This window comes from Chitinophaga sp. 22620 (assembly GCF_052044405.1).
Classification (GTDB): domain Bacteria; phylum Bacteroidota; class Bacteroidia; order Chitinophagales; family Chitinophagaceae; genus Chitinophaga.
Window position 1 is genome coordinate 470,734 of sequence record NZ_JBQEMV010000001.1, and the last position, 14,876, is coordinate 485,609.

Here is a 14,876-nt window from a genome sequence, read left to right on the forward strand (position 1 = left end):
CTAAAACCGTCCTACCTTTGCACCCGTGAGGAAAAAAAATGTTGTACTTGAAAATGTGCCCGTAACCGCTTATGCCGCTGAAGGCAAGGCATTGGCGCGGGTAGACGGTAAAGTTGTTTTTATTGAAGGCGGAGTGGTGCCCGGCGATGTGGTGGACGTAAAGCTCAGTAAAAGTAAAAAAGACTGGGCCGAAGGCAAGGCCATCCGCATCCACACCCTTTCCCCTGACCGGACGGAGCCTTTCTGCCAGCATTTCGGGCTGTGCGGCGGCTGCAAATGGCAGATGCTGCCGTATGAAAAACAGCTGGCTTACAAACAACAGCAGGTGGAAGACCATCTTCGCCGCATCGGCCACCTGGAACTGCCTTTCATGCCCCCGATCCTCGGGGCAAAGGAAACACGCCGCTATCGTAACAAGCTGGAATTCACCTTCTCCAACAAAGCTTACCTGACGGACGAAGAGATACGCGCCGCCGGGGAAGACTGGCCCCGCCGCAACGCTTTGGGGTTCCATATACCCAGGTTATTCGACAAGGTGCTGGATATCCAGACCTGCCATTTGCAGGAAGAGCCGGCCAACCTGATCAAAAATACGGTCCGCAGCCGGGCCGAAGAACGGAAGCTTTCCTTTTACGACATCCGCCAGCAGCAAGGCTGGCTGCGCAACCTGGTGCTGCGCATCTGCACCACCGGCGAGGTGATGGTGAACCTGGTGATCCACCACGAGGATAAAGAAGAGCGCGAGGCGCTGCTGAATCACCTGCTGGAGAAGGTTCCGGCCATCACTACCCTGCTTTACACCATCAACCCCAAGAAGAATGACAGTATCTTTGACCTGGAGCCGCGTGTGTTCTACGGGAAAGGCTATGTGGAGGAAAAACTGGAAGATTTCACCTTCAAGATAGGCCCCAAGTCGTTTTTCCAGACGAATACTTACCAGGGCGAAGCGCTGTACCGCATTACGCGGGAATTTGCCGGCCTTACGGGCAGCGAAACCGTATACGACCTGTATTGCGGAACCGGCAGCATCGGTATATTTGTGAGCCGGCAGGCGGCCAAGGTGGTGGGCATAGAGCTCATCAGCGAGGCGATAGACGATGCACGGGAAAATGCGGCAGCCAATGGCGTAAATAACGCCACGTTTTTTGCAGGGGATGTGATCGATATTTGCGACGACGCATTTTTCGCCACGCACGGGGCGCCCGATGTGATCATAACGGACCCGCCCAGGGCAGGCATGCACGAAAAGCTGACGGCCAAGCTGCTGGAAGTGGCGGCCCCGCGGATCGTGTATGTGTCCTGTAACCCGGCAACCCAGGCGAGGGACCTTGCCCTGCTGAGCGAAAAATATACCGTGGAAAAAGTGCAGGCAGTGGATATGTTCCCGCACACACATCATATTGAGAACGTAGCCCTGCTGCAACGCAGGTATTAAACAGTGAAACAGTAACCATAACGATTAAGTACACACGAAAATGAGTGAATTCAGGCCCGGGAGATTCCAGATGTTACCTCTCGTAATAAAGAATCTCCTTATTATCAACGGATTGGTCTACCTCGCCCAGGTTACCCTTCAAAACCTGTTTCAGATAGACCTGGATGTGATGTTCGGACTGCATTACTGGGGGTCTGAGCTCTTCCGCCCGCACCAGATCATCACTCACCTGTTCATGCACGGGGGATTTGCGCACCTTTTCTCCAATATGTTCGCGTTATGGATGTTCGGCAGCACCCTGGAAAACCGCTGGGGTCCCAAACGTTTCCTGATATTTTATATGGTCTGCGGCATTGGTGCGGCGCTGTGTCACCTGGGCGTGCTCACGTATGACAATATGCAGCTTTCCGCCGCCCTGCAGGATTTCAACGTCAATCCTTCCTTTGACACCTTTGTGAAGATCTACGATAAATATGGCCTGGCGGGCTTTACCATCACCGAAGGCCCCCGCACCATTACCTTCCAGAGTTTCAGGGACGCCTGGGCGGCCATGCCTCCCGAATCGGCGGACATGATCACTTATGCGAGGCTGTACCTGTCCAATTTTGCAGAGCTGTACCGCAACATTCCGACAGTAGGCGCATCCGGCGCAGTGTTCGGAGTGCTCTTTGCATTCGGGTACCTTTTTCCCAACAGTTTTCTCTTCATTTTGCCCATTCCTTTCCCCATTAAAGCAAAATATTTTATCGGCGGATACATCCTGCTGGAGCTGTTCTTAGGGTTCAAAAACTCCGGCGGCGACAATGTGGCGCACTTTGCGCACCTCGGTGGCGTATTATTTGCTTACATCCTTTTAAAGATATGGAACAAGGGAAACCGGCGGGATTTTTATTGACCGCAAAATCTTAAATTTGTATACAAACACCAGAACCATGGAAGTAGCCGAAAAAGAACGGATGCCCCGCCTGTCACTGGGGGAAGAGAGGAATATGGTAACCCAGCTACTGCTCGTGAATATCACCGTATATATCCTGCTGTACTTCATCAAGATCATCTACCAGATGGAAAACCTGACCATCGCTGATTTTGACAGGGACATCCTCCGGAATGCGGTCGTTTCAGCGCAGCCCATGACCCTCCTCACCAAGCCGTGGACGCTGATCACGGCAATGTTCACGCACGTTGCATTTTGGGATGTGTTCTCCAACATGGTCTGGCTTTACTGCTTCGGCTCGCTGCTACAGCAGTTTTCAGGCGTGAGGCTGGTGATACCTTTATATGTTTTCGGCAGCCTTTGCGGATTTGCTTTTTATGTAGCCGGCGTGAACCTCATTCCCGGCCTGAAGCCCCTCGCGGCCGCGGGTCCCGGCATGATGGGCGCAGGCGCAGGCGTTATGGCCATCGCCATCGGGCTCACCGCCCTGGCTCCCGGCAACCGCGTATTTCCCCTCGTACTGAGAGGCGGCATTCCTATCTGGATCATCACCTGTATTTATATCGCCCTTCACCTCACCGCGGTATTCACCGGCAACAGCAGGACCAGCTCCCTGATCTACCTGCTGGGCGGCGCTTTCCTCGGCTTTATGTTCATTGCCAGCGGTACGTTCATGGGCTTCATGTTCGATTCTCAAAAGAGCGGCAAATGGGGCGCGGGCGTCAGCAAAGTGATCTTCAACTTCACCCACCTGTTCCACCCCAAAACCAATATGGACAGCGAAGACGTACCGGAGCCCGAAAAGCACGACCGTAAAGGCAACCCCGTTCCCTACGTGAAAGTGGGCCATGTGCCCGAACATAAGGTGAACGAGCTGCTCGACAAGATCAACGAGCAGGGTTTCAAAAGCCTCAGCGCCGAGGAAAGGGAAATACTGATCCGCGCCAGCAGGGAGCAGGACTCTGAAATTTAACCCTCTTTTACATCAAAAATCGCGGCGGCATAGTTATATTAGCGTTATAAACGTTAACGCCCTCAAGTCAAACCTATGCCTGCTTTTTTCCACCGTTTGTTCCTTTATGGAAATGTGCTCATCGCCGCCGGCCTGATCGGCTCCGCTTTTTTACCGATGATGAACCCCGCATCGTTCTGGCCTGCCGGGTTTGCCGGGCTTGCTTTTCCCCTCCTGTGGCTGCTTTCCGTTATTTTTATTCCTGGCTGGCTGATCGCCCGCAAAAAATACTGGCTGATCTCTGTATTTGCTTTGATCGTTTCTTTCCGCGGCATGGCACTTTCCTGGGGCTTCAGCCTTTCCGGCCACGGCAAAGCCGCTACTGCGGAATCGTTTACCGTGATGAGCTTCAACTCCAGCTCCATGGGGCTTTTAGACTATTCGGAGAATCCGAAGGTCAGGGAACATATCTATCAGATCCTGAAAACTGCCCGGCCGGATGTGCTTTGCATACAGGAATTTTATACCAACGAACACCCGGCCCAGCAGCCACACCTGGAGAATATTCTCAGCGCCGGCGACTATCCGTATCATTATTTCGCCAAACATTACACCAACTGGAAAACCTGGCATTACGGCACCATTGTCTTTTCCCGTTTCCCCATCCTGGATACCGCCAGGATCGCGTTCAACGGCGGGTACAAAGGCAATGAATACCTTGTGAGCGTGAAGCTGCTGGCACATGGAGATACTGTGCAGGTACTCAGCGGCCACCTCTCGTCGCACCGGCTGAACAGCCACGATTACCAGGCTGTGGGCAGCCCCGATGGCGGAAAGATCAAATCCATGATGGGCAAAATGCGCCGCAGCTTTGCCAACCGGGCGAAACAGGCGCAGATCATGGCCAGCGAGATCAGCCGCAGCAAATATCCGCTGGTGGTAACCGGCGATTTCAACGACATTCCCCTTTCCCACACTTACCGCACCATCCGCGGCAGCACCCTGCAGGACGCGTTCCTGGAAAAGGGCTTCGGTTTCGGAAGAACTTTTTCAGCGCTTTCCCCCACGCTTCGCATAGACTACGTGCTGGCAGGCAGGGAATTTTCAGTGGAAGATTTTTCCATCTACCGCGAAAAAGGATTACAACACTTTCCCGTGATGGCGCGTTTATCCCTGGAACGCTGATTTGGTGTCACAATAAAATGAATTCAAATACGAAAACGGTTGTTCCACAACGAAGCGTCAAATTTATTAACGTGTTGTCTTTTAATGCGTTAAATTTATAGCGGCCAAATATCTAGTTTGTTGAAATTTTTACGACTATTTACAAAGGGGTTCTTCCTTACCGTGAACATTGTTGTTGTTCTGTTTTTTCTCCTTGCCTGCCTGGTGCCTTTCATATCGCCGGTGAGGTTCTGGCCTATCAGTTTCATCACCCTCGGGTTTCCTTTCCTCCTGATCGCGCTGCTGCTGTTCATGATATTCTGGCTGGTCTTTCACCCGAAATACGCGCTCATCCCGCTTATAGCCCTGCTGCTCGGCTGGAAGTCCGTTTCCGCGTTCATTTCCATCCGCTGGCCGTCTAAATGGGAAACCAGCAACAAGCCTGAAGGAACCTTTAACGTGATGAGCTACAACGTAGCCCTGTTCGGCCTTTATACGAAGAAAGACAGCAAGCCCGTGCGTGAAGGCATTTTTAAGCTGATAGAACAGCAGCAACCGGATGTGCTCTGCCTGCAGGATTTTTATACCTCGGAAAAACCCGGGGATTTTAATAACCGGGAAGACATCAGCAGCCTCATGAACATGCCGCACCGCTTCTTTTCCAGCGATTTTAACCGCGGCGGCAGCCAGCATTGGGGCAGCATCATCTTTTCCCGTTACCCGATCCTGAAGTCGGACAAAGTGAAATTGTCTCCCGGCCCGCTGGGCGAAAGCCTCATTTTTGCGGATGTGCGGAAGGGGAAAGACACGATCCGCATCGTGAACATGCACCTGGAATCGTACCGCTTCAACGCGCAGGATTATGAGAGCATCGAAAAGATCAGGAAACAGGAAGATACCGGGCTCGTAGCCGCCAAAGGCATCATCTTCAAAATGCGCGACGCATACATCCGCCGCAGCCGCCAGGCCAATATCGTAGCGGATTTCATCAGAACCAGCCCGCACCCCGTGATCGTTTGCGGCGACTTCAACGATACACCCGCATCCTACACCTATTTCACCGTAAAAGGCAACCTGCAGGACGCGTTCCTGAAAAAAGGCAGCGGCATCGGGCGTACTTTCTCCGGCATTTCGCCCACACTGCGGATAGATTACATTTTTGCGGACAAAGCCTTTGCCGTAAAAGGTTTCCGCACCATCCACTCCGGCCTCAGCGATCATTATCCCGTGATCACCAACCTGCGGCTGAGCCGCTGACGAGTGCCATTCGTAAATTGTCTGCTCCTTTTGGCTAAAAAATTCGAAATTAGGGTGATAAAATCCGAAATTCGCCGACCGAACCAATTGATATGTCAGAACAGCTAAAACTACACAATACCCTAAGCCGACAAAAAGAAGTATTCACTCCGTTATATCCCGGGCATGTGGGCATGTACGTGTGCGGCCCTACTGTATCCGGCGAATCGCACATGGGGCATGCCAGGCCGTTCATCACATTCGACGTGCTGTTCCGCTACCTCCTGCACCTCGGTTATAAAGTGCGCTACGTGCGCAATATCACCGATGCGGGGCATTTTGAAGAAGAGGGCCGCGCCGCGGAAGACAAGATCGCGAAAGGCGCCCTGCTCGAAAAACTGGAGCCCATGGAACTGGTGCAGAAATACACCAACCTCTACCACTGGGCCATGGAACAGTTCAACAACCTCAAGCCCAGCATAGAACCCACCGCCACCGGTCACATCGTGGAACAGATCGAAATGATCAAAAAGATCATGGCAGACGGTTACGCTTACGAAGCCAACGGTTCCGTTTATTTCGACGTGAAAAAATATTCTGAAAATCATCATTACGGCATCCTCAGCGGCCGCGTGATCGAAGATCAGCTGGAAACCACCCGCGAACTGGATAACCAGGACGAAAAGAAAAACAAGGTCGATTTCGCCCTCTGGAAAAAAGCGCCGCCGGAGCACCTGATGCGCTGGCCAAGCCCATGGGGCGACGGTTTCCCGGGATGGCACATTGAATGCTCCGCCATGAGCAGCAAATACCTCGGCAAGCAGTTCGACATTCACGGCGGCGGTATGGACCTCCAGTTCCCCCACCACGAATGCGAAATTGCCCAGAGCGAAGTAGCCCACGGCGAAATGATGGCCCGTTACTGGGTCCATAACAACATGATCACCATCAACGGGAAAAAAATGGGCAAAAGCTACGGCAACGTGATCCGCCTGACGGAACTGTTTGCCGGCACGCATCCCTTGCTGGAAAAGGCTTACAGCCCAATGACCATCCGTTTCTTCATTCTGCAGACCCACTACCGCAGCACGCTGGACTTCTCCAACGAAGCCCTCCAGGCCGCGGAGAAAGGCCTTGCCCGCCTCTGGTACGCCTACGAAGTGTTGCAAAAGCTCAGCTATAGCAGCAACGGCGCAGCTGTCAACGAAGAGCTGGACAAGCAGGTGCAGGAATGGTGCCGCGATTGCGCCGCCTCCATGAACGACGACCTTAGCACCGCGAAAGTGCTGGCTAATCTTTTTGAACTGGCCCCCGTGATCAATTCACTCCGCGGCGGGCAGGTGAAAATGCATGAGATCAGCCAGGAAACGTTCGACCTGCTGAAGACCACCTGGCAAACTTACCTCATCGATATCCTGGGCCTGCAGCCTGAAAAGCCCGAAGACAGCGACAAGCTGGACGGTGTGCTGCAATTGCTGATAGATATCCGCAAAGAAGCCAAAGGCAAAAAAGATTACGCCACTTCAGACAAGATCAGGAACCAGCTGCTCTCCATCGGCATCCAGCTGAAAGACGAGAAAGACGGTACCGTTACATACGCCATCGAATAAAAATGCGGAAGTACATCCTTTGGGCCGCTCTCGTTTTTACGGCCTGCAAAACCGGCAACAAGCCGCCTGCCGCTACAGACAATACTACCGGGAATAAACCGGCAGCCGTTGCCGCGCCCGTATTTTCGGCGGACAGTGCTTATGCGCATATCGAAAAGCAGCTCTCATTCGGCCCGCGCGTACCCGGCACCAAAGCGCAGGCGCAGTGTGGCGGCTGGCTCATTTCCAGCCTGCGCCCACTGGCCGATACCGTATACGTTCAGCGCGTAAATGTGAATACGAAAGGAAAAAATCTTCCCTGCATCAATATCATCGCTTCCTTCAACCCTGCGGAAAAAAGGCGCATCCTTTTGCTGACCCACTGGGATACGCGGCCCGTTGCCGATAAAGATGCATTCGACCCCAAGAAGGCCTTCGACGGGGCCGACGATGGCGCCAGCGGTACGGCCGTGCTGCTGGAAACAGCGCGTCACATTAAAGCCAGGAATCCCGGTTATGGCATAGACATCCTCTTTACCGACGTGGAAGATTACGGCGACGACTATTGCCTGGGCACCCAATACTGGGCCCGCACACCGCATGTGGCGGGCTACACCGCGGCATACGGCATCCTGCTGGACATGGTGGGCGCACGCAATGCGCGCTTCTACATGGAAGGCACTTCCCAGCAATTCGCTTCCGCGCAGATGAAACTTTTCTGGGACGTAGCCAACCAGCTGGGGTATTCAGCGTATTTCCGCTACGAAACACCGGGCAATGGCCCTTTCTACATCGAAGACGATCATACCTACGTGAACAATATCCTGAAAGTGCCCACATTCGACATCATTGCCACCCAGCCTAGCGGCGAGCTGATGACGCACCATCACACCACGAACGACAACATTTCAGTGATAGACCGGCAAACCCTCGCCGCCGTGGGCCAGCCTTTGCTGGGCCTGCTTTACGGAGAACCTTTCAAATACTGATTATGACGCACCATGATGTGTATATCGCCCATCTCAGTAAAGACAAGAAGCTGAAGACCATCATCAGCTCGCCGCTCAGCGAGCTGGCCGTGAAAAAGAACATCGCGCTGAAGCTGATCGGTTCCATCATGAGCCAGCAGCTCTCCGTGAAAGTGGCCGACGTGATCTACAAACGTTTCCTCCAGCTATACGGCGGCAAAGAACCGCGCGCACAGCAGATCCTGGACACTCCGCCCGAAACGCTCCGCTCCATCGGCCTTTCCAACGCCAAGGTGAGCTACGTGCAGAACGTTGCCCGCTTCGTGATAGAAGAAAAACTGACCGATGCGAAACTGCGCAAAATGGAAGACGCCGAAGTGCTGGCTTACCTGACGCAGATCAAAGGCGTGGGCAGGTGGACGGTGGAAATGCTGCTGATGTTCTACCTCGGCCGGGAAGATATATTCGCCATGGACGATCTCGGGCTGCAGCAGGCCATGAATAAACTCTACAAGCTCGACCCCGCCGATAAAAAGGCCTACAAAGCAAAGCTCCTGTCGCTTTCCGCGCGCTGGGCGCCTTACAGAACGCACGCCTGCAGGTATTTGTGGATGTGGAAAGATGCGAAAAAGCAACCGGTTATTTAACCAGCGTGTAAGATTTCAGCCGGGTGGTATCTTCAAACCTGTCCACCTGGATAAGCCCGACTCCCTTTGCATAAAAATTCGTGGTCAGCGTTTCCGGTGGTAAAACAGGCGGAACGGACACTTCCATGCGGACGCCGATCACATCGTTGTAGCGCGTGCCCAGCACGTCTTTGCTGGTGCCCTTCTGCATGACGGTGTAGGTAATGGTGATATTAATATCGCCGATCACAGGCAGGGTAACGGGCAGCAGCTCCTCCCAGGACTGGCCCAGCGCGATATCGTCTTTCAGGTAAACAGTTTTGATCGGGTCGGCGGGCGCGTTGGGAATGGCGGAAACATCCAGCAGCTGCTCATAATCCCCGCCACCGCAGCGGAACAGCGAATATTCCCCCGTGAAATCGTCCGTCAGCTTGCGGAAATCGTCGCCGTTATAGATTGTATCCCCTTCCACGCGCAGCGTGTAATCCAGCGTGTCCTGCGTGGCTACGTCCACCATCTCGTATTCAAAAACAGAACCTTTGGTATACGGCGCATAATCGCATGCATTGGCTGTGACAGGTTCTTCCACACTCACTTCTTTTTTACATGCGGCGAATATCAGGAGGGTAATGACAAGGCCGGCCAGGGGTATCCTTTTCATAACTGACGGGTTCTGTAATCTAAGTTACCGGTTATTTTTTTAAAGAAGAGGGTACTTCGTACGCTTATTTTAGAAAATATTTAAAGAAAAACAAGATAACTTGGCCCGATAACCTTATCTAGTCATTCTCATTAGTAACAGTGAACTTTTTTTAAACAACAGTGAGCATTTTATAACCCAACACAAGTAACCGTTATGAAAACCATTCCACGTTATGGCGGAGCCATTATCATGGCCGCCTTTGCCTTGTTTGCCGGAGGCATGCCCGTCTCCCAGGCACAAAACGTCACCCAGCAATCATCATCGAAAAACATCACGGTAAAAGGCAGGATCAGGGACGGCAAGAACGTTTCCCTACCCGGCGTGACCGTAGTGGTAAAAGGCAACACCTCCAAAGGTACCGCCTCAGATGAAAAGGGCGTTTTCACACTCACCGATGTGGACCCGCAGGCCGTGCTGGTGCTGCAATACATCGGATACGAAACCCAGGAATTTCCGCTGAACGGGCTGACGGCGGTAAATATCCTTCTGAAAGAAACCGAAAAACAGTTGGACGAGTACGTCGTTACCGGTTACGGCACCACTAAAAAGGTGACCAAAACCGGGTCCGTTAGTACGGTGAAAGGCTCCGAGATCAAGCAGGCACCCACCGTGAATGTATCCAATGCCCTCGTAGGGCGCGTTTCGGGCCTTATGGCCATCAATAGCAGCGGCGAGCCAGGCTACGACGGGTCCCGCATCCTTATCCGCGGCCGCAGCACTTATGGCAACTCCGATCCGCTCGTGGTGATCGATGGTATTCCCAGGGACGGCTATCAGCGCCTGAACCCGAACGACATCGAGAATATCTCCGTGCTGAAAGATGCTTCCGCGGCGATCTTCGGCTCCCGCGCTGCCAACGGCGTTATCCTCATCACCACCAAACGCGGGAAAACCGGCAAGCCGCTGCTGAGCTACAGCTTCAACCAGGGCCTCACCCAGCCTACCCGCATGCCCAAAATGGCCGATGCGCCCACCTACGCGCGTATCGTGAACGAGATCAACATCAACGCCGGCGACCAGCCCAGCTTTACCGAAGAAAAGATCCAGAAATTCGCGGACGGCTCCGACCCCTGGGCTTACCCGAACACCGATTGGGTGGATGAAGTGGTGAAGCCCCTCAGCGGCCAGAACCGCCACGACCTCAGCCTGCGCGGCGGCTCGGACAAGTTCATTTATTATGTGTCTATCGGAACGCTTTTCCAGGACGGTATCTTCAAGCACAGCGCCACCAAATACCGCCAGCACAATGCCCGTGTGAACCTGGACGCCAATGTGAACAAATACCTGACCATTAAGCTGGACCTTGCCGGCAGGCTGGAAGACCGCAACTTCCCGCCCCGCAGCGCAGGCTCCATCTTCCGCGCCCTGCTGCGTGGCCGGCCCACGGAAGCAGCCCGCTGGCCTAACGGCCTGCCTGGCCCCGACATCGAGTACGGCGACAACCCCGTAGTGACCAGCACCAACGAAATAGGCTACCAGCGCGACCGTCTTTATGCCCTCAACAGCAACCTTGGCGTGGTGCTTTATATCCCGAAAGTGGAAGGGCTTTTCGTGGACGCCAACTTTGCCGTGGACCAGAACTTCAACTTCAACAAACGTTTCATCAAACCCTGGACGCTGTATACTTTCCAGGGCTACGACGCCAACAACCAGCCGGTGCTGGAGGCCAGCAAAAGAGGCGTGAGCGCGCCGGAGCTGGAAGAGAACTATGCGCAGAACAGCAGCATCACCATCAATGGTAAGATCAACTACATAAAGAGTTTCGGCAAACACAATACCTCCGCCATCCTCGCGATCGAGCGGAATGAAATGAAGAACGACAACTTCTGGGCACGTCGCCGCTATTATATTTCCAGCGCGGTAGACCAGCTGTTTGCCGGCAGCAACGAAGAAAAAGACAATACCGGCCGCGGGTTCGACTATGCACGCCTTAACTATTTCGGCCGCCTGTCTTACAACTACGATGAAAAGTATCTTTTCGACTTCAACTGGCGTTACGACGGCTCGCAGAACTTCCCGCGCGACAAACGGTTCGGCTTCTTCCCTGGCGTATCCGCAGGCTGGGTAGTTTCCCGTGAGAGCTTCTGGAAATCGGCCATTGGCAGCACGGTGGATTATTTCAAGATCCGCGGTTCCTGGGGCCAGATGGGCAACGACCAGATCAACCCGTTCCAGTACATGAACACCTACGGCATCTCCGAAGGCGGCACTATAATCGGAGACAAGCTGAACACCGGTATCAACTCCCTCCGCATCCCCAACCCGAATATCACCTGGGAAGTGTCCAACAACATGGACCTCGCCATCGAGGCCAAACTCTTCAACGGGCTGATCGGCATCGAAGCGGAGTATTTCTTTACACGCCGCCACAGCATCCTTTCCCAGCGTTCCGCTTCCATTCCCATCTACACCGGGCTCACGCTGCCGGATGAAAATATCGGGAAAGTGCAGAACCAGGGTATCGACCTTCACCTGACCCACAAACGCACCGTACGCAAGTTTACCTACGAAGTGGTGGCCAATATTTCCACTGCCCGCAACAAGATCCTGTTCTGGGACGAAGTGCCCAACCAGCCTGAATGGCAGCAGTCCACCGGCCGGCAGATCGGCGCCAATCTTTATTACGAAGCCATGGGTATTTTCCGCGACCAGCGCGCCGTGGATGAGTACCCGCATATCGGCGGCGCCATTCCCGGCGACGTGATCTTCAGGGACGTGAACGAAGACGGCAAGATCGACGACCTGGACCGTGTGCGCGTGAACCGCTCCGAGTATCCCGTCTGGAACTACGGGCTCACCCTGGGTGCGGACTACGCCAACTTTGACCTCACTATGCTCTGGCAGGGTGCAACAGGAGCCAGCCAGTACATCCGCACCGAGTCTGGCCTGATCGGCAACTTCCCGATGAAGATCGCCGAAGACCGCTGGACCCCTGAAAACCCGGATGGTTCCATGCCGCGACCCTACGACCGCGACAAGGAATACTGGGTAAGCCGCCAGAACACTTTCTGGCTGTGGAATACAGACTATCTGCGCCTGAAAACCCTGGAGCTTGGCTACACCCTCCCCGAAGCCACACAAAAACGCCTCGGGCTGGACGATCTGCGCCTTTACATCAGCGGCCAGAACCTCATCACTTTCGACAAGGTGAAGATCTTTGATCCTGAATCGCCCACCGGCAGCGGCCAGTTTTACCCGCAAACAAGGATCTTCAATGTTGGCCTGAATGTAACCTTCTAAAACATGCGTTATGAAAAGAACAATCACTCTCCTCAGTTATAGTTTATTTATTTGTGCGATACTGTTCACACCGGCCTGTAATAAAGATTTCCTTGAAAAAAGGCCGCTCAACGAATACACCGAAGACGACGTGTGGAAAGACCCGAACATGGTGCAGGCCTATGTGAACGACCTGTACGCCAAGATGCGCCACGGTTTCATGGAAGTGATGCTCAGCTCCATGACAGACGAAAGCCGCTTCATCCACAACTATGGCACCACTACATCCGTCACCGAAGCCATGAGCCCTGAAGACCTTGGCGCGCTGAACCTTTTCGGCGAATGGGAAAAACATTACCGGGCCATCCGCAACTGCAACATCTTTTTTGCCCAGGTGGACGATGTGCCCTTCACCGATGACGCGCAGCGCGACCGCCTCAAGGGCGAAGTGCATTTCCTGCGCGCATATTTCTTTCATATGCTCGTGAAATACTGGGGCGGCGTGCCTTTGGTGACGCAGATCTTCCAGCTTACAGACGGCGAAGCCATGTTCATTCCGCGTAACAGTTTCGAGGAATGCGTGAGCTACATTGTTTCAGAATGCGACAAAGCCGCGGCGCTGCTGCCCGAAGCGCACGATCGCGACAATAAAGGCCGCGCCACCAAATATGCTGCCATGGCGTTAAAATCCCGCATACTGCTCTACGCCGCCAGCGACCTCTTCAACAAAGCAGGCAACACCCGGCCCGAGACCGGATACGTTGGCGGAGACCGGCAGGCACGCTGGAAAGCCGCACAGGACGCAGCGTCGGCACTGATCCTCACCAACAAGTTCGCCGTTTACAAACCCACTTCCTCCGGCGTGGACAATTACACCCGTGTGTTCATGGACAAGGATAACGCCGAGATCATTTTCTGCAAGTACTTCAACAAGCAGCTGCTCGGCACCTCACATGATCTTTACAACGGACCGAACGGTTATCACAACTGGGGCGGCAACGTACCGCTGGAAAATTTCGTGGAAGGTTACCAGATGAGCGACGGCACGCCTTTTAACTGGAGCAACCCGGCGATGGCCGCAAAGCCATACGACAACCGCGATCCGCGCTTCTACGCCACCATCCTTTACAACGGTACAAAATGGAAAAAGCGCCCCAGCGACGCCATTGGCCTCGATCCCGTGGGGGTGATTCAGACCGGGAAATATGAAAAGAGAAATGCTTCCGGCGGCATAGACGTGATCAGCGGGCTGGATTCCCGCAGCGGCCCGATCGAGAACTGGAACGGATCCTACACCGGTTATTACCTCCGCAAGTTCATGGACCAGAACCTTGATGCGCAGTTCTTCCGCGGCGACCAGTCCTGGCCTTTCTTCCGTTATGCGGAGATCAAGCTGAACTATGCCGAGGCAAGCCTGGCGCTGGGACAGGAAACCGCCGCGCGGGACGCCATCAACGAAATACGCACCCGTTCAGGCATGCCGGCTATTCCCACATCCGTTACCGGAGCCGCGCTGGTAGCGCAATACCGCTACGAACGACGGTATGAGCTGGCCTTCGAGGAACACCGTTATTTTGATGCGCGCCGCTGGCTGATCGCTGAAACGGTTTTCAGCGGACCGGCCAAAGCCATTGAGATTTACGGTAAGCTGAACCCGGACACCCTGTTATATACTTACAAAGTATTAACAAGTGGCGTGCAGGACCGGAAGTTTACGGCGAAGCACTATCTGTTACCGATAATGGCCGCTGAGATCCGCCGGAACGACAAGATGACCCAGAACCCGAATTATTAGGAAAACCCATATCGTACAGGGCCTGGCTTCAAATTGAGGCCGGGCCTTGTTATTGTATATCGTACACGATCCCGTTAACAAAAAAAATGCGGCCCGTTAGCATTTTGTATTTCTAAATAATCCTACATTCGCCTTCCACGATTAACAATTGATTAACACCAAAAAGAAAGAATCAGCTTAAAGACCTCAATTCCAATTAGCCCGGCACTCATCCGTAACATTAAGGCAATGATCTGCTCACATTTACTTAATGCG

Annotated in this window: 11 protein-coding genes; 10 read left to right on the forward strand and 1 reads right to left on the reverse strand. The window is 53.7% G+C overall.

The window, feature by feature from the left end; translation table 11 throughout:
- The first annotated feature begins 25 nt into the window (after positions 1-25).
- From rlmD to ACTJIK_RS02025, 8 genes are all read left to right on the forward strand, one after another.
- A complete protein-coding gene (rlmD, locus tag ACTJIK_RS01990; protein ID WP_440644591.1) occupies positions 26-1,435 on the forward strand; it encodes a 23S rRNA (uracil(1939)-C(5))-methyltransferase RlmD in 1,410 nt (469 codons plus the stop codon).
- Between the two features lie 40 nt (positions 1,436-1,475).
- The gene (locus ACTJIK_RS01995; protein ID WP_440644592.1) at positions 1,476-2,330 is read left to right on the forward strand and encodes a rhomboid family intramembrane serine protease; all 855 of its coding nucleotides are present in this window, start codon (positions 1,476-1,478) and stop codon (positions 2,328-2,330) included.
- Positions 2,331-2,367: 37 nt separating this feature from the next.
- Positions 2,368-3,342: a rhomboid family intramembrane serine protease gene (locus tag ACTJIK_RS02000; RefSeq protein WP_440644593.1), complete on the forward strand. Its 975-nt coding sequence runs from the start codon at positions 2,368-2,370 to the stop codon at positions 3,340-3,342.
- Between the two features lie 75 nt (positions 3,343-3,417).
- Complete coding sequence (locus ACTJIK_RS02005; protein WP_440644594.1) at positions 3,418-4,506, forward strand: endonuclease/exonuclease/phosphatase family protein; 1,089 nt, start codon at positions 3,418-3,420, stop codon at positions 4,504-4,506.
- 120 nt (positions 4,507-4,626) lie between these two features.
- Positions 4,627-5,742, forward strand: a complete 1,116-nt coding sequence (locus ACTJIK_RS02010) for an endonuclease/exonuclease/phosphatase family protein (RefSeq protein ID WP_440644595.1) — start codon at positions 4,627-4,629, stop codon at positions 5,740-5,742.
- 92 nt (positions 5,743-5,834) lie between these two features.
- Positions 5,835-7,331 carry a cysteine--tRNA ligase gene (cysS, locus tag ACTJIK_RS02015; RefSeq protein ID WP_440644596.1) on the forward strand — a complete coding sequence of 499 codons (1,497 nt, stop codon included), beginning with the start codon at positions 5,835-5,837 and terminating at the stop codon, positions 7,329-7,331.
- Between the two features lie 2 nt (positions 7,332-7,333).
- Positions 7,334-8,299: a M28 family peptidase gene (locus tag ACTJIK_RS02020; protein WP_440644597.1), complete on the forward strand. Its 966-nt coding sequence runs from the start codon at positions 7,334-7,336 to the stop codon at positions 8,297-8,299.
- Between the two features lie 2 nt (positions 8,300-8,301).
- Complete coding sequence (locus ACTJIK_RS02025; protein WP_440644598.1) at positions 8,302-8,925, forward strand: DNA-3-methyladenine glycosylase family protein; 624 nt, start codon at positions 8,302-8,304, stop codon at positions 8,923-8,925.
- Here ACTJIK_RS02025 and ACTJIK_RS02030 read toward each other — a convergent pair.
- Positions 8,918-9,565 (reverse strand): hypothetical protein, encoded by a 648-nt coding sequence (locus tag ACTJIK_RS02030; RefSeq protein ID WP_440644599.1) that lies wholly within the window; start codon positions 9,563-9,565, stop codon positions 8,918-8,920. The genes ACTJIK_RS02025 and ACTJIK_RS02030 overlap by 8 nt on opposite strands.
- A gap of 195 nt (positions 9,566-9,760) precedes the next feature.
- Between ACTJIK_RS02030 and ACTJIK_RS02035 the strand changes: the two genes are divergently transcribed.
- Positions 9,761-12,847 carry a SusC/RagA family TonB-linked outer membrane protein gene (locus tag ACTJIK_RS02035; protein ID WP_440644600.1) on the forward strand — a complete coding sequence of 1,029 codons (3,087 nt, stop codon included), beginning with the start codon at positions 9,761-9,763 and terminating at the stop codon, positions 12,845-12,847.
- 10 nt (positions 12,848-12,857) lie between these two features.
- Positions 12,858-14,621 (forward strand): RagB/SusD family nutrient uptake outer membrane protein, encoded by a 1,764-nt coding sequence (locus ACTJIK_RS02040; RefSeq protein ID WP_440644601.1) that lies wholly within the window; start codon positions 12,858-12,860, stop codon positions 14,619-14,621.
- Positions 14,622-14,876: the final 255 nt, after the last annotated feature.

Excerpts from the sequence above, each read along its gene's own strand:
- ACTJIK_RS01995 (WP_440644592.1), top strand. The coding sequence starts at position 1,476 with ATGAGTGAATTCAGGCCCGGGAGATTCCAGATGTTACCTCTCGTAATA.
- ACTJIK_RS02000 (WP_440644593.1), top strand. The coding sequence starts at position 2,368 with ATGGAAGTAGCCGAAAAAGAACGGATGCCCCGCCTGTCACTGGGGGAA.
- ACTJIK_RS02005 (WP_440644594.1), top strand. The coding sequence starts at position 3,418 with ATGCCTGCTTTTTTCCACCGTTTGTTCCTTTATGGAAATGTGCTCATC.
- cysS (WP_440644596.1), top strand. The coding sequence starts at position 5,835 with ATGTCAGAACAGCTAAAACTACACAATACCCTAAGCCGACAAAAAGAA.
- ACTJIK_RS02020 (WP_440644597.1), top strand. The coding sequence starts at position 7,334 with ATGCGGAAGTACATCCTTTGGGCCGCTCTCGTTTTTACGGCCTGCAAA.
- ACTJIK_RS02025 (WP_440644598.1), top strand. The coding sequence starts at position 8,302 with ATGACGCACCATGATGTGTATATCGCCCATCTCAGTAAAGACAAGAAG.
- ACTJIK_RS02030 (WP_440644599.1), bottom strand. The coding sequence starts at position 9,565 with ATGAAAAGGATACCCCTGGCCGGCCTTGTCATTACCCTCCTGATATTC.
- ACTJIK_RS02035 (WP_440644600.1), top strand. The coding sequence starts at position 9,761 with ATGAAAACCATTCCACGTTATGGCGGAGCCATTATCATGGCCGCCTTT.
- ACTJIK_RS02040 (WP_440644601.1), top strand. The coding sequence starts at position 12,858 with ATGAAAAGAACAATCACTCTCCTCAGTTATAGTTTATTTATTTGTGCG.